The sequence below is a fragment of the Bacillus sp. F19 genome (assembly GCA_023823795.1).
Lineage (GTDB): Bacteria > Bacillota > Bacilli > Bacillales > Bacillaceae > Bacillus_P.
Genome location: CP085710.1, coordinates 2,569,754 through 2,590,019 on the forward strand (window position 1 = coordinate 2,569,754; position 20,266 = coordinate 2,590,019).

At 40.5% G+C, this 20,266-nt stretch carries 18 protein-coding genes and 1 pseudogene; 2 read left to right on the top strand and 17 right to left on the bottom strand.

All coding sequences use genetic code 11. The features are described from left to right. Positions 1-81 precede the first annotated feature (81 nt). The 15 genes and pseudogenes from LIT25_13095 to LIT25_13165 all read right to left on the bottom strand — a co-directional run bounded on the left by LIT25_13095 (position 82) and on the right by LIT25_13165 (position 17,216). Positions 82-1,536, bottom strand: coding sequence for an FAD-binding protein (locus LIT25_13095; protein ID USK31615.1), 1,455 nt, complete (start codon positions 1,534-1,536; stop codon positions 82-84). Beyond that, positions 1,536-2,900, bottom strand: coding sequence for a (Fe-S)-binding protein (locus LIT25_13100; GenBank protein ID USK31616.1), 1,365 nt, complete (start codon positions 2,898-2,900; stop codon positions 1,536-1,538). The genes LIT25_13095 and LIT25_13100 overlap by 1 nt, the downstream gene beginning before the upstream one ends. After that, positions 2,901-4,211 carry an FAD-binding oxidoreductase gene (locus LIT25_13105; GenBank protein USK31617.1) on the bottom strand — a complete coding sequence of 437 codons (1,311 nt, stop codon included), beginning with the start codon at positions 4,209-4,211 and terminating at the stop codon, positions 2,901-2,903. Positions 4,212-4,271: 60 nt separating this feature from the next. Then, positions 4,272-4,964, bottom strand: a complete 693-nt coding sequence (locus LIT25_13110) for a FadR family transcriptional regulator (GenBank protein USK31618.1) — start codon at positions 4,962-4,964, stop codon at positions 4,272-4,274. Between the two features lie 172 nt (positions 4,965-5,136). Beyond that, positions 5,137-6,024: a macrolide 2'-phosphotransferase gene (locus LIT25_13115; protein USK31619.1), complete on the bottom strand. Its 888-nt coding sequence runs from the start codon at positions 6,022-6,024 to the stop codon at positions 5,137-5,139. A 267-nt stretch (positions 6,025-6,291) separates the two neighbouring features. Next, positions 6,292-7,317: a zinc-binding alcohol dehydrogenase family protein gene (locus LIT25_13120; protein USK31620.1), complete on the bottom strand. Its 1,026-nt coding sequence runs from the start codon at positions 7,315-7,317 to the stop codon at positions 6,292-6,294. 129 nt (positions 7,318-7,446) lie between these two features. Further along, on the bottom strand, positions 7,447-8,532 hold the full coding sequence (locus LIT25_13125; GenBank protein USK31621.1) for a Gfo/Idh/MocA family oxidoreductase: 1,086 nt from the start codon (positions 8,530-8,532) through the stop codon (positions 7,447-7,449). After that, entirely contained in the window at positions 8,519-9,433 is a 915-nt protein-coding gene (locus LIT25_13130) for a sugar phosphate isomerase/epimerase (GenBank protein USK31622.1), read from the bottom strand. The genes LIT25_13125 and LIT25_13130 overlap by 14 nt, the downstream gene beginning before the upstream one ends. Positions 9,434-9,442: 9 nt before the next feature. After that, positions 9,443-10,426 (bottom strand): Gfo/Idh/MocA family oxidoreductase, encoded by a 984-nt coding sequence (locus LIT25_13135; GenBank protein ID USK31623.1) that lies wholly within the window; start codon positions 10,424-10,426, stop codon positions 9,443-9,445. Positions 10,427-10,442: 16 nt separating this feature from the next. Then, the gene (locus LIT25_13140) at positions 10,443-11,270 is read right to left on the bottom strand and encodes a carbohydrate ABC transporter permease (GenBank protein ID USK31624.1); all 828 of its coding nucleotides are present in this window, start codon (positions 11,268-11,270) and stop codon (positions 10,443-10,445) included. Between the two features lie 11 nt (positions 11,271-11,281). Continuing rightward, a complete protein-coding gene (locus LIT25_13145; GenBank protein ID USK31625.1) occupies positions 11,282-12,226 on the bottom strand; it encodes a sugar ABC transporter permease in 945 nt (314 codons plus the stop codon). Between the two features lie 62 nt (positions 12,227-12,288). After that, positions 12,289-13,572, bottom strand: a complete 1,284-nt coding sequence (locus LIT25_13150) for an ABC transporter substrate-binding protein (GenBank protein ID USK31626.1) — start codon at positions 13,570-13,572, stop codon at positions 12,289-12,291. Positions 13,573-13,780: 208 nt separating this feature from the next. Beyond that, positions 13,781-14,917: a GntR family transcriptional regulator gene (locus tag LIT25_13155; GenBank protein USK31627.1), complete on the bottom strand. Its 1,137-nt coding sequence runs from the start codon at positions 14,915-14,917 to the stop codon at positions 13,781-13,783. 143 nt (positions 14,918-15,060) lie between these two features. Next, positions 15,061-16,206: a Gfo/Idh/MocA family oxidoreductase gene (locus tag LIT25_13160; protein USK31628.1), complete on the bottom strand. Its 1,146-nt coding sequence runs from the start codon at positions 16,204-16,206 to the stop codon at positions 15,061-15,063. 169 nt (positions 16,207-16,375) lie between these two features. Then, positions 16,376-17,216: pseudogene (locus LIT25_13165) on the bottom strand (aldo/keto reductase). A gap of 93 nt (positions 17,217-17,309) precedes the next feature. Between LIT25_13165 and LIT25_13170 the strand changes: the two are divergent. After that, positions 17,310-17,738: a cell wall hydrolase gene (locus LIT25_13170; GenBank protein ID USK31629.1), complete on the top strand. Its 429-nt coding sequence runs from the start codon at positions 17,310-17,312 to the stop codon at positions 17,736-17,738. 282 nt (positions 17,739-18,020) lie between these two features. Here LIT25_13170 and LIT25_13175 read toward each other — a convergent pair whose 3' ends face one another. Further along, the gene (locus LIT25_13175; protein ID USK31630.1) at positions 18,021-18,686 is read right to left on the bottom strand and encodes a GNAT family N-acetyltransferase; all 666 of its coding nucleotides are present in this window, start codon (positions 18,684-18,686) and stop codon (positions 18,021-18,023) included. 12 nt (positions 18,687-18,698) lie between these two features. Continuing rightward, entirely contained in the window at positions 18,699-19,583 is an 885-nt protein-coding gene (locus LIT25_13180; GenBank protein ID USK31631.1) for a carbon-nitrogen hydrolase family protein, read from the bottom strand. A 158-nt stretch (positions 19,584-19,741) separates the two neighbouring features. On the opposite strand from LIT25_13180, the gene LIT25_13185 reads away from it, so the two are divergent. Then, positions 19,742-20,254 carry a potassium channel family protein gene (locus tag LIT25_13185; protein USK31632.1) on the top strand — a complete coding sequence of 171 codons (513 nt, stop codon included), beginning with the start codon at positions 19,742-19,744 and terminating at the stop codon, positions 20,252-20,254. The last annotated feature ends 12 nt before the right edge of the window (positions 20,255-20,266 follow it).

Genomic DNA, 20,266 nt, shown 5'->3' on the forward strand with positions numbered 1-20,266 from the left:
TGTTTTTCTTTTTGTTAAAAAAATAATAGCATGAAAATCAAAGCGGTTTCAATCATTTTCAGAACATTTTACCAATTTATTTTACAGCGCTGCAGCTTTCATTTCTTTTTTCACTTCAGCACAGCGTCCCGGACTTGGAAATAATTTACCTGCATTCAATAGATTATCAGGGTTAAAGACTTCCCGGACTTTTGTTTGGGCTAAAATCTCTTCATCCGTAAAGACAAACCGCATTTCTTCTCTCTTTTCAATACCCACCCCATGCTCGCCTGTAATGGTTCCGCCAACTTCAGCACAAACCTTTAGACATTCACTGCCTGCTTTTAAGGCTGCTTCTGTTTGACCGGGAATCCTTGAATCGAACAAGACAAGCGGATGTAGATTGCCGTCTCCGGCATGAAAGATATTGGCGATCCGAAGACCCGATTCTTTGCTGATCTGATTGATTTTTTCAAGGACTTCTGGAAGTCTGCTTCGCGGAATGACTCCATCCTGTACAAGATAATCCGGTGAAATAGCCCCCATTGCTCCAAAGCCTGTTTTTCGGTTTGCCCACCATCTTGCACGCTCTGCTTCACTTTCAGCAGCCTTTACTTCACGGACATTCCATTTTGTGCACACCTCAAGAATCTGCGCGATCTGTTCATCGATACCGGCGGAAATGCCGTCTACTTCTATTAATAAAACAGCTTCAATGTCTCTTGGATGGCCCACTGGAAAGGCAGCAGCTTCAACTCCTTCAATTGCAGCCTTATCCATCATTTCAAGTGCTGCTGGAACAATTCCTGCTGAAATAATATCTGAAACAGCTCCGCTGCCGTCTGAAACACTATCAAAGTAAGCAAGAACCGTTTGCTTTGACTCTGGATTTTTTAAGATTCTAACAGTGATCTTTGTGACGATCCCGAGCGTTCCTTCTGATCCAGTTATTAATCCAAGCAGGTCATAGCCCGGCGAATCAGGGATTCCGTTTTTTCCAATTTCAATAATCTCTCCGTTCGGCAGTACAACCTCCAGTCCAAGGATATGATTTGTCGTTACACCATATTTAAGGCAATGGGCTCCGCCTGCATTTTCAGCAACGTTGCCTCCGATTGTGCAGCAATATTGACTGGACGGGTCCGGTGCGTAGTAATAACCTTTATCTGCAATAGAATTTGTTAATTTTAGATTAATAAATCCGGGTTCAACCACCGCACGTCTATTTTCAAGATCTACACTGATCAGCTTTTTCATCTTTACCAGACTGATTATGACTTCACCGTTAATTGGAATGGCGCCGCCGCTTAAACCTGTTCCGGCACCTCTCGCAAGGAATGGCAGCTGATTTTCTGAACAGTATTTGACAATTGACGCAACTTCCTCTGTATTTTTCGGAAAGACAACCGCTTTTGGCAAATGTTTGTGAATGGTAAAACCATCGCAATCATAGGCAATTAAATCTTCCTTATGATAGAGAATGTTTGATGGACCCCCAGTCAGCTTTGCAAGGCTATGAATATGTTTATCTTTCGTTTTAAGTCTTTTAATAGCCATTACAGTTCTTCCTTTCCTTTTTTCTCCATTTGATAGGCCCAATCCAGCAGCTGGACAGTATGAACAACCTTTTGATTTCTTCCGAATTTTTGAACACCCATAGCCATTTGCAGCATGCAGCCCGGGTTGCCCATTGAAATCATTTCAACATCATCAGGGACATTTTCCATTTTGCTTTCAAGCACAGCCCCTGCCATTTCCGGATTTGTTATATTGTAGATGCCTGCACTTCCGCAGCATCTGTCAGCGTTTGGCATATGAACCATTTCCACGCCCGGAATATCGAGTAAGATATCGCGGGGCTCTTGGCGCACTCCCTGTCCATGTGCCAAGTGGCATGCATCGTGATACGTGATTCTAGTGTTTAATTCAGCTTTAGGCTTTTCATAGCCGGTGCCATGGAGGTATTTCGAAACATCCACTACTTTTGCCGCAAATTCTTCTGCTTTCTCATGCCATTCTGTCTCTACTTCTCTGAATAATTCCCCGTACTCCTTAAGCATGCATCCGCAGCCTGCTGCATTCACAATGACTTTATCCGAATCTTTAAAAGCCTCAATGTTTTGCTTTGCAAGTTTGCGGCCTGTATCTCTGTCGCCCGCATGAACGTGAAGGGCTCCGCAGCATGTCTGATTTTGCGGAATGGTGACTTCATTTCCGTTCTTTGTTAACACATTTATTGTAGATTCATTAATATCACTGAACATAACGTCCATTACACAGCCTGTCAGGAAGGATACTTCAGTCTTTGTCTCCCCCTGTGCCGAAATGACCGTATGATTTTTGTACTTTTTGCGGACCGGCTGCTTGATTTCCGGCATAATGGCTTCCATTTCAGCAAGATGTTTTGGCATGACCTTCAGCATCCCCGTTTTGCGCACAGCTTTTTGCATTCCGCTTTTTTGATAAAATTTAAGCAGACTGCCCACAGTGTTCAAACGGTTTTGATGAGGGAACAGCCCATTTAAAAAAAATTTGCTTACGGTTCCTTTTACACCCGTTAATGGCATAGCCTGACGGATTTGGCCCCTTGCTTCTTCAATGAGACCCCCGACATCCACATCTGCCGGACATGCCGTCGTACAGGCTCTGCAATCCAGACAGGCGAAGACAGGATCCATGAATTGTTCGTTTACTTGAAGCTTCCCATCTGCTACTGATTTGATCAGATGCACCCTGCCTCGCGGAGAGTGCTGCTCCTGACCGGTGATCTCATAGGTTGGACAGGACTCCAGACACATGCCGCAATGGACGCAATCTGCCCACTTGCTCTCGTCCGGATGATCCTTCCACAAATAATTGCTGAGACTTGTGTCCTTGCATGCCGGGGCAGCTTGCTTTAAGTCGCTTTCTCTTATGCTCAACTAGATCCCTCCCAAGTAACGTTTGTAATTCAGGACTGAATGTGGATCAATTGCGGTTTTAATTCCTTGAATCAGAAAGAAGCAGGATGGCTTTTCTCCCCATACTTCCGTTTTGTGGCGCAATGCGTAAGGCAGATGCTTAATGATTGTATAGCCTCCCAATTGAGATGCAGCTTGCTGTATACGCTCAATTGCATTCATGACGTCATTGCTGCTTCCCTTCAGGATGACTTGGCATAATCCGTGTCCTAATCCGCCATGAGCTTCAATAGACGACGCCGTCTTGTGCAATTCGGCACATTCCTTCACGATTTGGAAAATATCCATGTTTTTTACGCCTATTTTTAAGCAAGCTTCCGTAATAGAACCAGGCTTTGAGGTAACACCATTAGGCGCTGTCTTGTAAAACGCATCCCAAAACAATTCTGCTTCCGCTTGGGGCAGGAGAGAGAACAGTGAACCCGCAGGCACAATGCTTTTAATAAATTCTTCCTGATAGCGGACTGATGGCTCGAAATCCTCAAAACTAATTGCAAGCGTATACATATCGTGATTTGTTAAACGTTTAGATATGGCAGGGCTCAGCAGTTCTAAAGCAATGGGCTCCATCATGGAATCCAGCAGTTTAATCACAAACAGCCTCATTTCTTCCTGAAGTTCAATTGGAAAAGATAAAAGAATAAGACTTTCGTATTTTGGGATCGGCCTAAGCTTTAAAGTTATCTCCGTCACAACTCCAAGCGTGCCCATTGATCCTATAAAAAGTTTATTCATATCGTAGCCAGCAACGTTTTTTACCACTTTTCCGCCAGAGCGAATAACGCGTCCATCAGGATAAACGATTCTAAGACCAATAACTGAATCTCGTGCTGATCCATATCCAAGCCGTTTGGGACCGCTTTCATTCGAAGCGATAATTCCTCCAATAGTTGAATACTCCGGCCAAGCTGGATCGAGTGAAACTTTCTGCTGATGCTTTGCTAAATAATCCTGCAATTCTTTAAATGTTGTCCCTGCTTTTACGGTTACTGTCATATCACCGGGAGTATGCTCTGTAATACCGCTGTAATGAGTCATGGATAATTGGATATCTGCATATTCTGATAATCCTCCAAATCCGCGCTTTGTCCCGCCGCCGATTATGGAAACTTTTTTGTCATTCTGATCAGCAAATTTAAGGACTTGTATGATTTCCTCTTCTGTAGTTGGAAAAACAGTCATTTCTCCATTATTGCCAAGCAAGTGATTTGCCTGTCCCTCCGTCTTTACTTTTTCTTCAGGTAAAAGAGAAATTAATTCTGTCAATATCAAAACCAAACCTCCTATTGTTTCGTAATAACAAACAACGTTTCGTTTTATTTTCAAAAAAATTCAGCTTCTCTGCTGAAGACTCTTGTGAAGGATGGATTCTACGAATGTTAAATGCTGCAGCATGTAATCATTTGATAGATTTGGAGTTCCGGATGAAATGCTTTCGAAGATGCGTTCATGGTGTTCTGCAATGGTTTCTATCGCCTCAGAATCACTTTTGATAAATTGGTGAAAATCAATCATTGCATTTTTAATCGTGGTGGAAATAACTTGTACAAACTGAATCAGCAGCGAGTTTCCGGTTGCTTTTGCAATCGATAAGTGAAACTGATAATCATCATCCCAGGGGGCATCTGTCTGAGTTGTTAAGATCATTTTCATTAGCGTAAGATCTTTTTCAGAGCGATTACATGCAGCCATTTCAGCCATGCCAGTTTCGACGATTTTTCTTACTTGAAAAAGCTCAGTAATATCATTCGCATTTGGAAGCATAACAGCTTTGTTGAAAATCTTTGAGGAGTCAAACTTGCTGACGTACGTGCCCTCGCCCTGTTTCACTTTTACAAAGCCTTTTCCTTTTAAAACAGTTATGGCATCACGTACGGCTGATCGTCCTACTCCAAACCTCTCGCAAAGCTCTCTTACTGATGGAAGCTTTTCGCCTGCAGGTATCGAGCCGTCTAAAATTATTTTCTCGATTTGCTCGCTGACGGTATCTGAAACTTTCTTTGTTGAAATTTTTTCAATTAGCACCTATTCACAGCCTTTCTTTTCAGACATCACATATCTGACAAGTGATCAGTTATAATTACATTTAAACATTATGAATTACATTTTTCAATTAATTATTAGAATTTACTGAATAAATATAAAAATCAGCATAAAAAAGCAGCCTGCTGTTATGCAGACCGCCAGAAATAGTTTTTTATAAACCCAATGCCTGTTTGGCCATAATATAATGCTCATCTGCCCCAGTGGTTAAAGCAAACTCAGCAATATCGATGCCATAGGCAGCCTTAAATTCCATAATATGCTCTCTCATTTTTGGCCATACTATTCCGCCGGATTTTTCATACTCTCCCAATAAATAGCCGAGTTCTTTTTCTCCAAAGATAGTAGCAAACAAGACAAAATCCTTACCAGGATCTGTCACTTTTGCTTCTGTCCAGTCGAGAATTCCGCAGACCCTCTCCTCTTTATCTATTAATATGTGAGGCGGATGCAGGTCTCCATGGATAAATGAAGAATGTCCCGGCCAAAACGAATCATCTGATAGCCATTGCTGCCATCGTTTCCACAGTTCATCAGCTGTCCCTATTTCTTTTTTCACTTTATCCATTCGTTCACTGAGTGATTGACGTACTTGGTCAGGGCTTAATACTTCAACTCCGCATTTGGCTGCTTCAAAATGGTCTATGTTATGCAAGGCAGACATCACTCCTGCCAATGATTGAACAAATGATCTTGAAAGGTTTTCGGTGTTTATATTAAAGACATAGTTACGAATGTTCATATCAATCGAACCTGTCTGGATTCCCGGAACCGTCGGATAGGCAATTAATTCAGGGGTATTTAATTTCCACTCTGGCACACTCACAGGGAGGTGTTTTTGAACTAAATTCAAAACTTTCCCTTCATTACCGCCTCTTTGAATAACATCAGGACGTCTCGGCTTTCTGAGAACCCACGAAACGCCGCTCTCATCTTCTGCAATTAAGACCTGAAAATCCATTCCTGACTCATTCAATACGGCCGTTTCTTCAATCAGGTTTAAACCATTCTTACGTGCAAGCTTTAATATATCAACAGTCATTCGTTATCTCTCCTCTTTAAGATCGGAAGAGGACCCGCCTTTGGCTGAAACTTTTTTTGCAAAGCAAAAAGAGGCAGAAAGCTCTCCCTCTTCTTTAAAATACTATTAGAATTTCTATAAAAGGCAGACCTATCCGATTTATTTGTCACTATTCAATTAGCAGAACAATGTACGCAGTCGGATACGCATGAATGCCATTAGAAATCCCTCCGTTCAATAAGGTTACACCCAGTGTAGCATTTAACAGCTTAGTTAATCCAGCTTTTTTCACATAGTAAAATGCTCGAGAACAATTTTGCCGATTGTTTTTCCAGACTCAAGAGATTGATGTGCTTTCTTTATATTTTCAGCATTTATTGGGGATAAGGTTTGATTTATAGTTGTTTTTAGAATTCCCTGATCAATCAATTCGCTGATTTTGTTCAGCAGGATCTGCTGCTCTTGCATATCTGCCGTTTGATACATCGCTCTGGTGAACATAAATTCCCAGACAAAGGTAACACTCTTGCTTTTTAACAAATTCAAATCAAGAGGCTCTCTGTTTTCTACGATTGAACAAATCTTTCCTTGTGGCTTAATGATTTCGCTCATGCCACTCCAATGCTGATCCGTGTTATTCAGACAAAAGATATATTCTACTTCTGAAATTTGGATGGTTTTAAGTTCAGCTTTTAAAGATTTATGATGATTTATGATATGATCTGCACCGTACCGCTCTGCCCATTCTTTTGTTTCAGGGCGTGAAGCTGTTGCAATGACTGACAGTCCGGCCCATTTAGCAAGCTGAATGGTTATAGAGCCCACTCCCCCTGCACCGCCAATAATCAGAATACGTTTCCTGCTGTTTCGTTCTTTGTCAGCGGGATCAATTTCCAGGCGATCGAACAGCCCTTCATAAGCTGTAATCGCAGTCAGCGGAAGAGCAGCTGCTTCTGCATGGGTAAGAGCAGCAGGCTTCTTTCCGACAATTCTTTCATCAACAAGATGGAATTCGCTGTACGTTCCCTGTCTCGTAATACTTCCTGCATAAAACACGTCATCGCCAGGTTTAAAATCTGTACAATCCTCACCGGTTTCGACAACTGTGCCGCTTGCATCCCAGCCGAGTATTTTAGGCTCTTCCTCTACTTTTTCTTTTGGTGAACGTACTTTTGTATCAACAGGATTGATGGAAATGGCTTTAACCTGGACCAGCAGATCTTTTCCTGAAGGGATTGGTTTTTCAATTTCAATGTCGAGCAAGCTTTCTTCATGTTCGATTGGCAAATATTTATGCAGTCCAATTGCTTTCATAAAATAATTCCTCCACTCCTTTTTATATTATTTAGTATGAGGAGAATATTGTTATAAATCAATTAATTCAACTCGTTTAACATAACAAAAAACGCCTAAATTCATAGGCGTTTTGGTAAACTGACATACTTAAACAAATACCGGAACCTTAATATCTACTTCTTTACCTAGAGCAGAGGAACGGAGCACTCCGTCAATAATCGCCTGATTGATTAAGATTTGTTCTGCAGGAATTGGGGCTGGACGATTTTCTTTTATCGCTGACACAAAATCTCTTACTTTTTCATGGAAAATATCTATTTTATGATCAATTACAGGAACCAGCGTTTCGGAATGCTGTCCGACAATATCATGGAAGAGTGAGATACTTCCAATACCGCCGTCCCAGACTCCGCTCCAAGGCCCTTGCCCTGCAGGTGTCAGTTTAAGTCCGGCGTTTGTACCGAGAAAAATGGTAGGGCCTAATGAATCCATGTGCATCGCCCATGAAATTTTAAAATTGAGCACCTTCCCTCCCTCTAAACGAACCATAGCTACACCAAAGTCTTCTACCTCAAATCTGCCTGCTTCATGATGATACAATGGATTTTTGCCAAAATGACTCGATGTATAGGCTGAAACTGTTAAAGGTTTAGGATAATTCAATGCATTTAAAGCTAAATCCAGGGAATAACAGCCGATATCCGCCATTGCGCCAGCTCCTGCCAGCTCCTTATTAATGAAGGTTCCCCCCGGCATCCCCCTTCTTCTTCCTCCGCCTGTTTGAATATAATAGACATCGCCAAGCTGACCTGATTGAACAATTTCTTTAATGGTTTTCATATTTGGATCGTATCTTGGCTGAAATCCTACTGTCAGCATTTTCCCAGTACGGCGTGAGGTCTCAACCATTTCAATGGCTTGTTCTAAGGTGACGGCCAGCGGTTTTTCAACTAAAACATGTTTATCCGCAAGCAGTGAATCAATGCTGGTTCTGTGATGTGTAACATTTGGCGTGCAGACACTTACACCATCTAAATCAAGTTCAAGCAATTCAAGATGACTGTCGAATGCCTGGGCATCGTGAATTCCAAGCTGTTCAATAAACTCCTTTGCTTTTCCGGGAATGACGTCTGCAACTGCAGCAATCGTTACATCGGTCATTTGCAAGTAAGCTTTGGCATGTACTGCAGCAATTCCTCCGCTTCCAATAATCCCAATTTTAATGTTTGACATCTGCCATTCCCCCTGTGTTCTTTTTATGAAAAACGTACTGAAGAAAATCTTTAGCACGCTTAATGCCTTCTTGTTCAGAAGCAAGAGTACCCCAATAATGATGATCCTCAAGCTCGATGCTGATTGGACCTTTATACCCGAGAGCATCTAATCTGACAGCGACCTTCCTCCAATCAACCTCCCCATGACCAGGAATCGTATAGCGCCAGGCTCCTTCAGAAAAGTCATACTTAGAATCGAATACGCCAGGCAAATTGCCTAAATCATATTGTTCCTCATTGAGCAGCGCTGTATCTTTTCCATGACAGTAAAGAACTTTTTCCCCAAACTCATCAAGAAAGCGAAGATAATCAATCCCAAGTCTCACCAAATGAGATGGATCATAGTTTACTCCGAAATGCTTGGACGGCACCTCGTTGAACATATATCTGAGCACTTCTGGCGTCGCTCCAAGCGTTGGATATGCCGGTGCAGGACCAGGCCAGCCTTCAAGTGCTAGATAAAGATTGTTTTTCTCGGCTAGCCCGACTACCTCTGGAAACGTTTCTTTCCATATTTCTAAGCTTCTTTTTTTGGGGATCAGGCTGTTTTCCGGCACAAGACACATGAAAATTACCTTTCCTCCCAATGCTGATACTTGTTCAAACTGTTCCTTTAAAGAGAGGACTGCATTCCAGCGTTTCCCTTCATCCTCGCTTAAAAGATCTGTGTTCCCAACACTCCCTTTTCCGTCGATTGAGCCAATATCTAATTGATAGTTTGATACTATTTTTTTAACTGACTCATCAAGGTTTGGAAGGTCAAGTACCTCAATCCCATTTTCATTCGCCCATCTTGCTGTGAATTCAATCCCTTCTTTCCCGAAATACGGGGGTATCCTCATGCCGATTTTATTGTTCATTTTTATCCCTCACACTCTCTTAGATTGATAGTCAATTTGAGATTTTTCAGTACCAGCTTCATAGATTGCTTTTGTAAACTTCAAAACCTGAACGGCAAATTCGCCGGGAACTTGGACCTCTTCATCCCCAGTAATGGCGCTGATGAAGCTTTTATCAGTGTTTGTACTCGCAGCTTCAATGCTTTGTATTTCAGGCGCTTCCCCGTTTCGAACGAGTGATACCTTTCCATTCTCGTAGAAGATGGCTCCTTTATCTCCTAAAAATGAATACGTTTCATGCCAGCAAGGCGACATGCCTGCAATCGTGATCGTTCCCATTACATTTTGTGTGTATTTGACTGTTGTAAATGAATCAATATCTACTTCTGTTCCGCGCTGATGAATAAATGATTTTGTTTCAACCGGTGTAAGTCCAGTAATCCATAGAATAGAATCTAAAATATGACTGCCTGAATCAAACAGCATGCCGCCGCCTGATAAAGCTGGGTTCTGTCTCCATGTACCGGCTGACAAGTAAATCCAATCCTGATAAAGAGATGCATTTACACTAGTAAGTGTGCCGATTTGATTTTCTTCGATCAGCTTTTTTATATGAAGAAATTCAGGCTGATAATGACGCTGGTACGAGATTTGCAGCACGCATTTTCTCTCTTTGGATAGGTCAATCAATTCTTCCGCTTCGAAGGCAGAACATACCATTGGCTTCTCAAGCAATACGTGACAGCCTTTTAAAAGAGCAGCTTTGGCATGATTGTAATGAAGCGTATGAGGAGAGCAAATAATCACTCCTTCTACTTCAGATTGATTCAGCATTTCTTCAAAATCATCAAATTCCAAAGCTTCAATTTCATGAGTTTGCAGGAAACTGCGCCTGCTATCAGGATTCGGGTCGGCAATTGCTGTGATAAGGACATTCTCTAATTCTTTTAAATGTGAGGCATGGTAATGGGCAATTCCTCCAGAGCCTATAAAACCAATTCTGATCTTTTCCACGCGGATTCATCTCCTGTCATCCTTTTATACCGCTGAACGTAATGCCTTTAATAAACGTTTTTTGCAGGAAAAAGAATAAGATAATGATAGGAAGCGTCATTAATGTTGAGACTGCCATCATCAATCCCCATTCTGTTCCTCTTTGGCTCTGAAATTGCTGCAGGCCTAAGGAAAGGGTGTAAGATGTTTCGTCAGTCAGATAAAGCAGCGGTCCTAAAAAGTCGGTCCAGCTTCCCATAAATTGAAACAGACCTACTGCAAGCACTGCTGGTTTTGCAAGCGGAAGCATAATCTGCCAGTAAATGCGAAATTCTCCTGCACCATCAATTCTCGCTGCATCCATTAACGTATCAGGCAATCCGAGAAAGAATTGCCGCAGTAAAAAGATGTAGAAAGGAACACCGAAAAAAACAGGTACAATCAGCGGGAGAGGGCTGCCAACCCAGCCAAGTTTTTCAAATAGGATGAACAGGGGAATCATTGTAACTTGTCCAGGGATCATCATGACGGCAATGGTCACTATGAATAAAGCATTGCTGCCTTTAAATTTTAATTTCGCAAAACCGTAAGCTACCAAAGGGCACGTGATAACAGCACCGATTGTGCTGAAAATGGTAATCACAACTGTATTTTTCAAATAGCTGAAAAAAGGAATATATTCTACAGCCTCCTGATAATTGCTCCATTTAAAAGGGGTTGGAATCCATTCAGGAGGAAACGAAAAAATTTGCGTTTGATCTTTTAACGAAGTAGACAGCATCCAGAAAAACGGAACTAAAAAGAGAATCGAAATCAGAATCAGAAATGCATGTGCAAAAATACGGTTTGAAGTTTTTGTTTTCATCGTATCCCTCCTTATTTTCCTTGATAATGAACCCACCTTTTAGATGTAGAAAAGATAACGGCTGTTAAGATCATAATGATGGCAAAAAGGATCCAAGCCATTGCTGAGGCATAGCCCATTTTGAAGAATTTAAATCCATTGTCATATAAATACATGACATAAAACGTTAAGGAATTTGCGGGAGTACCCTGTCCGCCTGTAAGCGCGTATGGCAAGGCAAACTGCTGAAATGCGCCAATGACACCCATTACGAGGTTAAAAAAGATCACAGGAGTTAACAATGGCAAGGTAATATGTAACGTTTTCTGAAGCCAATTTGCCCCATCCACTTCAGCAGCATCATAGTAATCTTCAGATATATCCGTAAGACCTGCCAAATAGATAACAACTGCCTGTCCGATGCCCCAAAGCGACATCATAACGATAGATGGCTTAGACCAGGTTTCACTGCCTAACCATGCGGGACCTTGAATTCCCAGAAGATCCAGCATTCCATTGACTAACCCAAACTGCGGGTTTAAGAGCCACATCCAAAGTACGGCAAGTGCAACCTGAGGCACTAGTGTTGGCAAGAAGAAAATCGTGCGGTAAACTGTCATCCCTTTTACCTTTAAGTTCAAAATCATCGCCAGACATACACCAAATATGATGCTTAGCGGAACATAAAAGACTGCGAAATAGATGGTATTTGAAACAGACTTCCAAAAAAGATCATCACTCATCAGCTCTTTATAATTCTGCATTCCCACAAACTCTCCGGGCTGAAGGATGCTATATGTTGTGAAACTGAAATAGATGGATGAAATTAATGGAAAGGCATAAAAGATTATAAGTCCTAAAATCCAGGGTGTTACAAAAAGCAACCCGTATAAGGATGATTTGTTTCTCCATACTTTCTTTTTTATGACCGGAACCTCTTTTACAGTGGCTGAGTTTTTTATAACTGGCTGCTGCATGAAAACATACCTCCTTTAGTTTTGTTTCAGGGATTCCCCAAATGGAGAATCCCCTTGCAGCCTTATTTTAATGATTTCGTGACTTTATCATTTACTTTTTTCAATAATTCCTCAGGCGTGCCATTGCCTCTGGTGGCATTTTCAACTGCACTTGCAAGTTCGTTCCAATACAAGCTTCCTTGTGTCATTACAGGTCTGTGCTTGCTTGAAGGCAAAATCTCAACAAATTCTTTAAGTATTGGATCATCTTTGTACCCTAATTCTTCATTTACAGAATCAATAATTGAAAAGTCTTTTGCAATTCCGCTGAATATTTTTTGTCCTTCTTCTCCACTGAAGAACTTAAGAAATTCCCAGGCAGCTTCTTTTTCTTTCGCACCTTTTGGAATGACAACTGACCAGCCCCCAGACCAGGTTGAGTAGTTATCACCTGTTGGAGTAGGGATAGGGAATACACCATACTCTAAATCGGGCTTGAATTTATTGATTGCAGATACTGTCCATGGACCGCTTACTTTCATGCTTATTTGCCCAGTTAAGAATGGATCCATCGCACCAGTGCCTTGTGAATTTGTGAAAGCTGTAATGTCCTCAATATTGTATTTTTTAGAATAATCTGTGATCCACTTAAGTGCTTCAACATTTTTCGGATCATCAGCTGTTACTTCCTTTGTTTCAGGATTATAAAATTCTCCTCCAAAAGCCCATCCCCAGCCGTAGAACCAGCCTTGGTCAAGCCATGGAATAAATCCGATCTGAGAGAATCTTTTTCCTTTTTTTATCGTTAATTTTTCTGCAGCTTCTTCAAGTTCTGCAATTGTCTTAGGAGGGTTTTCTGGATCGAGTCCAGCTTTTTCGAAATGTTTTTTGTTGTAGTAAACTAAGCGGGAATCTGTCGTTGTAGGTAATCCGTAAAGTTTATTTTCAAAGGTAGCTTCCTCCCATGCAAATGGGTAGAAATTTTCTTTGGAAATATTATCTTTCTTGGCGAGATCACTCAAATCTTCAAGCGAGCCTTGTGCGGCCCAGGAAGCTATCTCAAATCTGTCGAAGTAGGCGACATCTGGAGGATTTCCTCCGGCAATGGAAGAAAGCAGTTTTTCATTAGAGCCTTCGCCTTGGTTTGCAATATAAACTGATTTCACTTTAATATCAGGATTTTCTTTTTCAAAAGCTTTTACAACCTCTTTAACCGCATCACCAGTAATATCTGTCATTGGATGCCAAAATGTAATCGTCGTTTTGCCATCAGCACTTTCCTTGCTTGATGCTGAGTCAGAACTGCATCCTGACAAAAGGAGTAAAAATGAAACAGCTACTAAAAAAATACTTTTCAAATGCCTCATGAAAAATCCCCCTTTATTCTTTTAATGGAATAACGATTGTTAGTAAAAATCCCCCTTTCCGACATAAAATAAAGCGCTTACACATAATATAATGACATGTCATGTTGTTATGTTTTATAGTTACTATATTAATAGCTTGGGAAATTGTAAGTCAATATATTTTTTCAGAATTTTTAAAAATAAATAAAAAAGGCCTGATTATTCAGACCTATTTCATAGAAAAAGCTTTCGCTGTTTCTCCTTCAATAATCGTGTGAGGAATAAATATCTGCTGCACAGCAAAGTCTGAATCCAGCATTTTTTCTTTCAGAAGATTTACCGCTTTAATAGCAATACTCTGTTCATCCTGTTTGATATGAGTAAATTGAATTCTCGAATTCTCCGGCGAATCAAAACAAACTACAGACACCTCATCCGGCATTCGCCTTCCAAGTCTCGATAATCCTGCTGCTACTTGTTCTCCAATAGAATGTTCGCAGGCTACAATGGCTGTTATACTCCGATGCTTTTTCAGGAAATTGTCTAAAATTATGCTGTCCTCTTTAAAAACGTCTGAATCTGTTAATTCGTGTATTGGCATATTGTTTTTAATTTCAGTCAAGATATAGTCTCTATTCAGCTTCACGCCTTGTTCTGAATGGGCAATATGAAAACCCATCACTCTCTCCTCAATAGCTGTCGTTCCCTCTGAAGGAGAAGAAATGAACCCGATTTCTCTGTGTCCCATCTTAATTAAATGATTCGTTAACTCTACCGTTGCTTTTCTGTGATCAGTACATACAAACGATGCAGGAATCCCTTTTATGAATCGATCAATCAAAACGACGGGAAAATTCTTTGAAACCAGCTCAAGAAGTTTATTATTTACATGCTCTCCATGAACCGGAAAGACAATCAAACCTTCAGCCCCCATATTCAGGAAATCATTCACTGCCTGTTCCTCAATTTCCTTCCTTCCATAGCTGAGTTTCAAAAGAATCGTAAAACCAAGTTCACTGCATCTCTTTTCAATCCCCTTTACAAGTTCTATTCCATAGCTCTCATCAAAACCCGGCAGAATAAATCCGATTAAATGGCGTTTTGAATTATCCTGCTTTGCAGAATAAGAAGCATCACTAGTAGTGTCAGGATGAATAACAAATGAACCCTTTCCTTGAATTCTTTCTATATAGTTTTCTTCTGAGAGAAGATCCAATGCTTTTTTGGAGGTAATACGGCTTACTTCAAATTGATCTGCAAGCTCTTTTTCAGAAGGAACCTTATCTCCCTGCTTTAATTTTCCGCTCTTAATCTGGTTTAACAGTAAATTATACACTTTTAGGTAAAGAGGATTAAAAGTTGTCATAGCGTCACCTTTCAACGGTTGATATATTCAATATAACAACTATTTCTTCTACAGAAAAGTGTTTTGTATGGTAAATAAGAATATTCATACATTATTTTAAAAAAACCTCAATAAAACATAAAAAAAGCAGGATTCCTCCCGCTTTAGCTCAATTGTTCAATTTTCTTTGGAATGGAAATCCATTTCTTTTCTTTAGATGAACGCTCAATAGCATCAAGAATGAGCTGATTCTGCAAGCCATCATAAAAATTAGGCTGTTTATGTTCATTTTTCGAAATCGCTTTCATCAATTCAGATATTAAGTTCACAAATGTATGCTCATAGCCTATAATATGACCTGCGGGCCAGTATGCATGGGCATAAGGGTGCTCTTCTTCCGTACAGTTAATGACCCTAAAGCCCTGCAGGCCTTTGTCATCTTCACTTAAGTACACATGCAAATTGTTCATGTTCTCAAGGTCCCATTTGATGGATCCAAACTCAGCATTGATCTCAAAACAATTACGATTTCTATTTCCTGCTGCAAAACGAGTTGCTTCAAATACTCCCATTGCTCCATTTTCAAATTTTGCGATGAAAGAAGCAGCATCGTCTACATCAACCTTCCCTTTTTTCCCTGCTTCCCCTTCAATCGGCCGCTCTTTTATGAATGTCTCCATTGCACCAACTACCTCTGAAATCTCACCAACTAGAAATCTTGACAGATCAATGATATGTGCCCCGATATCACCCAAAGCTCCAGAGCCAGTGACCTCTTTTTTTAATCTCCATGCAATCGGGAAATCAGGATCCATAATCCAGTCCTGAAGATATGTTGCACGAACATGATAGATACGCCCAAGCCTGCCCTGCTGAATCAGCTTCTTCGCATATTGAACAGCTGGGGCAAACCGGTAATTATGCGAGATCATATGAATGACCTTATTTCGGGTCACTGCTTCAAGCATCCTTTTTGCCTGATCAACATTTAATGCTAAAGGCTTTTCACATATTATATGTTTTCCGGCTTCGGCAGCTGCAATTGCTATTTCTGCATGAGAATTATTTGGAGTGACAATATCAATTAAATCAATATCGTCTCTATCTATCAATTTCCGCCAATCTGTTTCATAGCTTTCAAAGCCAAGCTCATCAGCTGCCTTCTTAACACCCTCTTCCCTGCGACCGGCAATTGCCTTGAGTACAGGCCTTGCTGCTCCCGGAAAAAAGAATGGAACATTCCGATAAGCGAGACTGTGAGCTTTTCCCATAAACTTATACCCAATCATACCAACTCGAATCTCTTTCATCACAGATCACCAGCTTTCATATATTAGTTGTTATAAAAATGCTGTCATTATAATCACTAATTAGTCTTAAAAAGGAAAAGTCCTCTTTTTCTCGTCACAATTTTTTGATTTGGACCAATAAGACTAGATTTTTTTAAAAAAGCCTTGCTTTGAAAGCAAGACTTTTCCTTTATTTATCGGCCAATATATCTTCAATTCTATCAAGCTCAGCCGCAGTAAACTCAAGATGATTCAGAACAGCAACATTCTCTTTGATCTGGCTTACTCTGCTTGCCCCAATAAGTGCTGAGGTCACGCGTCCTTCTCTTAAAACCCATGACAATGCCATTTGGGCAAGGTTCTGGCCGCGGTCTGCTGCGATCTCATTAAATTGTTTGATTTTATGTACCATTTCTTCAGTCACACGTTCTTCATTAAGGGCGCCAGTTGATCTGGCAGCTCTTGAATCAGCAGGAACTCCAGATAAATATTTGCTTGTTAATAAGCCCTGTTTTAGAGGACAAAAGGCAATTGATCCTATCCGATTTTCCTGAAGAACATCCTGCAGGCCATTTTCAATCTACCGGTTCAGCATCGAATAACTTGGCTGATGGATGAGCAGCGGTGTGCCGAGACTGTTAAAATTTTTGCTGCTTCTTCCGTTTGCTCAGCTGTGCAGCTTGAAATTCCAACGTATAAAGCTTTTCCCTGACGCACGATTTGATCTAACACCCCCATTGTTTCTTTAAGAGGTAGGTGTATTTGGATCAGGACGGTGGGAATAGAAAATATCTACATAGTCCAGACCCATTCGTTTTAAGCTTTGATCTATGCTTGAAATCAAATATTTTTTTGAACCCCATTCACCATATGGGCCTTCCCACATGTGATAGCCTGCTTTTGAGGAAATGATTAATTCATCCCGGTATGATGCAAAATCCGTTTTCAGAACTTGTCCAAACATTTCTTCTGCAGATCCAGGCGGAGGTCCGTAATTGGTTTGCGAGATCAAAATGAGTAATCCCGAGATCAATTTTCCAATATTTAAAAAATGAAATTGAAACGTCACTCGGCGAGCCTTATAGAATAAGATAAGAATATGCCACGACAATGGAGGCGGAATCATGGCAGTTGTGAAAGCGACAAACTCAGATATTGATTTAATGGCCAGATTGCTTCGAGCCGAAGCTGAAGGCGAAGGAGTCAGAGGCATGCAACTGGTAGGAAATGTAGGGATTAATCGGGTTAGAGGAAATTGTTCGGACTTTAAAAACATACGTACCATACCTCAAATGGTGTATCAAGAACACGCCTTTGAAGCTGTACAGCACGGTTATTTTTACCAAAGAGCAAGAGAAAAGGAAAGGAGGCTGGCGAGGCAGAGTATAGCGGGAGAAAGGTATTGGCCTGCAAAATTCAGCTTATGGTATTTCAGGCCGCCTGGAGACTGCCCTCCTACATGGTATAATCAGCCGTTCGTCGCACGCTACAAGCTGCATTGTTTTTATCAACCCAGAGCTGGTGAATGCGATAATATTTATAACACGTTTTAGAACGAAAAAATCCTCGTCATTAAATGAGGATTTTTTGTTCATTATAATGGCAGTAAGCAAGCTTTTTCTTTTGTCTCCAAATTTCCGATCATTTCTGCCCATGCACCCACAATCTCTCCATTGTTAACGGCAACAAAAAAATGCGAATACCCGGATCTTCAAGCCTTTCCAAAGATCAAATTCAAGTACTTCCTCAGTAAGGGAGACTTTTTGCAATCATTCATGCATGGATTTGAACAAAAGAGTCAGCAATGCTATTTATTTTTTTATATTCCATACTTTTTATTTTTTATAAGGATTTCTCCACTCCATTAACGTGCCATAATTGCACGATTCCTCGTCCTCTAAATAATTGGGTACAACTTGGACAGGCGTTCTTCCGCAGCGCAGCAAGAATGAGATAACTGGATCTTTTAAATTTCCCTCTACCACACAATCAATATATTGCTCTGGCGTCCATTTATCTGAATGCTGCTTATAACCAGGCATTCTTCCCCCGCCAAGCAGCCTATCCAATCCCTTGTGTACAACCACATCATACATGGAAAACATCAGCCATTTTCCAAGTCCTGCCTTTCTGTAGGCGGGACGAACACCAATATCAACTACATAAAGAGTATTTCCGTTTGGATCATGAGTACGAATATACCCATTGTCTGTGATCTCCTCCCATGTTTGCACAGGGTGATTTGGATCAAACTGTACAAGCAGTCCTGTCATGGAACCCGAGACTTCTCCATTTATTTCAATACAAAGTGCGCCCTCTGGAAAGAGCGTGATATGATTTGTCAGCTGTTCATCATTCCACCACAGTTCAGACGGAAATGGAGGAGGAAAGCTCTCCTGCTGAATGCGTATTAATGCATCAAAATCCTTTTCCGTATAGTTTCGAACGACTGCTTTAACAGGCTTGTCACCATCAAAAACAAAAAATTCTTTTACATACAAGAGAACTCCTCCTTATAGCAGAGTCCGATCCCCCTGCTTTGCTTCCCAATCAGGGTATAAATCTGTACGGCGATCACGCCATGTTGTAACTGAACCGCTCGCACGGACTTTATAAAGAAGCTCAAGATCAAGATCTGCCGTTACAATCATAGGCTGATTGATTTCACCTTCAGCCGCTATCCCTTTCGGAGGAAAAGGTACATCATTTGGTGTAATAACAGCTGCTTGACCAAAGTTCCCTCTCATAAAGTCAACAGTTGGAAGGGATCCTACAGTACCAGTAGTTACTACATACACTTGATTTTCGATTGCCCGGGCATGACTGGTATAACGAACTCTGTGGAAACCGTGACGATCATCGGTACAGGATGGACAAAAAATAACATCTGCACCTTTTGCTTTTGCAATACGGACTACTTCGGGGAACTCGATGTCATAACACGTCAGCATGGCGATTGTTCCTTTTTCTGTTTCAAATACTTCAAGATTGTCTCCAGGCGTCATATTCCACTCATGTACCTCTGTCGGTGTAATGTGAAGCTTTGCCTGTTCAGCCACTCTTCCATCCGGATAAAATAAGTGAGCTACATTATAAAGGCGATTTTCTCTTTTAGTAACATGCGTCCCTCCGATAATATGCATACCAGTTTTTTGCGCAAGGTTTATAAATAATTCCCGATATTGATCTGTAAAATCAGGCAATTCGTTTATGGTTAAAGCATTTCCATCTGCATCACCTATGGACATAAGCTGAGTTGTAAAAAACTCCGGAAATAAAACGAAATCAGAACCGAATTCCTCTGCTGTTTTCATATAATGCTCCACCTGATCTGCAAATTCTTTAAAGGAACGGATGCTGTGAAGATCATATTGTACTGCGGATACTCTAAGTTGCATAAAACCCCTCTCTTTCTCTTTCACTTAATAAAAACATTATTAGATAAATAAGCAAATTTAACAAGTACGCACTTTTGTGTTAGTTAGTCAAAAAAGTATACTGTATGAGATTTTTTTGAAAGGAGAAAATAATAGAAATCCATTATAACGAGGGAACTATGCTGGCAAAACATGAATTTAATAAAAAAAAACTGTATATATACCTTGCTCTAAACGTATTCATGATCACCCTGCTTTTGATAGAAACATTTTTAACACTAAATATACCTCATTACATACTTTTAATAGCTTTATTATTTATGCTCCTCATTTGTTTGTTTTTTCTTTTTGAATTTATTATCACTATCCCCAAAACGGAGGAAAGCCTTCAAAGCATCTTTACAGGCTCTGGCTTTCTTCTCTCATTAATTATTACAACTTATGCAAATCTTTTTATGCAAATATACCGGATTAAAGGAGAAAAATCCTTTAAGTTCTCGGGAAAAGAGCTTTCAGGTGATGACTTTTTGTACTACAGCATTACGACGTTTACAACAACTGGATATGGAGATATTACTTCGATTGGTGTAGTCTCTAATATGATTGCTGCTTCTGAAATGCTGATTGGATTTATTATCAGTACTTTATTTATGGCGATTATCACTTCAAAATTAATAAAGAATTTAAAATAGACCTGGATTCTA

Coding starts and splice junctions, on each gene's coding strand:
- LIT25_13180 (USK31631.1), bottom strand. CDS start 19,583: ATGCAACTTAGAGTATCCGCAGTACAATATGATCTTCACAGCATCCGT.
- LIT25_13120 (USK31620.1), bottom strand. CDS start 7,317: ATGAAAGCAATTGGACTGCATAAATATTTGCCAATCGAACATGAAGAA.
- LIT25_13150 (USK31626.1), bottom strand. CDS start 13,572: ATGAGGCATTTGAAAAGTATTTTTTTAGTAGCTGTTTCATTTTTACTC.
- LIT25_13155 (USK31627.1), bottom strand. CDS start 14,917: ATGACAACTTTTAATCCTCTTTACCTAAAAGTGTATAATTTACTGTTA.
- LIT25_13130 (USK31622.1), bottom strand. CDS start 9,433: ATGAACAATAAAATCGGCATGAGGATACCCCCGTATTTCGGGAAAGAA.
- LIT25_13160 (USK31628.1), bottom strand. CDS start 16,206: ATGAAAGAGATTCGAGTTGGTATGATTGGGTATAAGTTTATGGGAAAA.
- LIT25_13185 (USK31632.1), top strand. CDS start 19,742: ATGCTGGCAAAACATGAATTTAATAAAAAAAAACTGTATATATACCTT.
- LIT25_13115 (USK31619.1), bottom strand. CDS start 6,024: ATGACTGTTGATATATTAAAGCTTGCACGTAAGAATGGTTTAAACCTG.
- LIT25_13170 (USK31629.1), top strand. CDS start 17,310: ATGGCAGTTGTGAAAGCGACAAACTCAGATATTGATTTAATGGCCAGA.
- LIT25_13140 (USK31624.1), bottom strand. CDS start 11,270: ATGAAAACAAAAACTTCAAACCGTATTTTTGCACATGCATTTCTGATT.
- LIT25_13145 (USK31625.1), bottom strand. CDS start 12,226: ATGCAGCAGCCAGTTATAAAAAACTCAGCCACTGTAAAAGAGGTTCCG.
- LIT25_13095 (USK31615.1), bottom strand. CDS start 1,536: ATGGCTATTAAAAGACTTAAAACGAAAGATAAACATATTCATAGCCTT.
- LIT25_13125 (USK31621.1), bottom strand. CDS start 8,532: ATGTCAAACATTAAAATTGGGATTATTGGAAGCGGAGGAATTGCTGCA.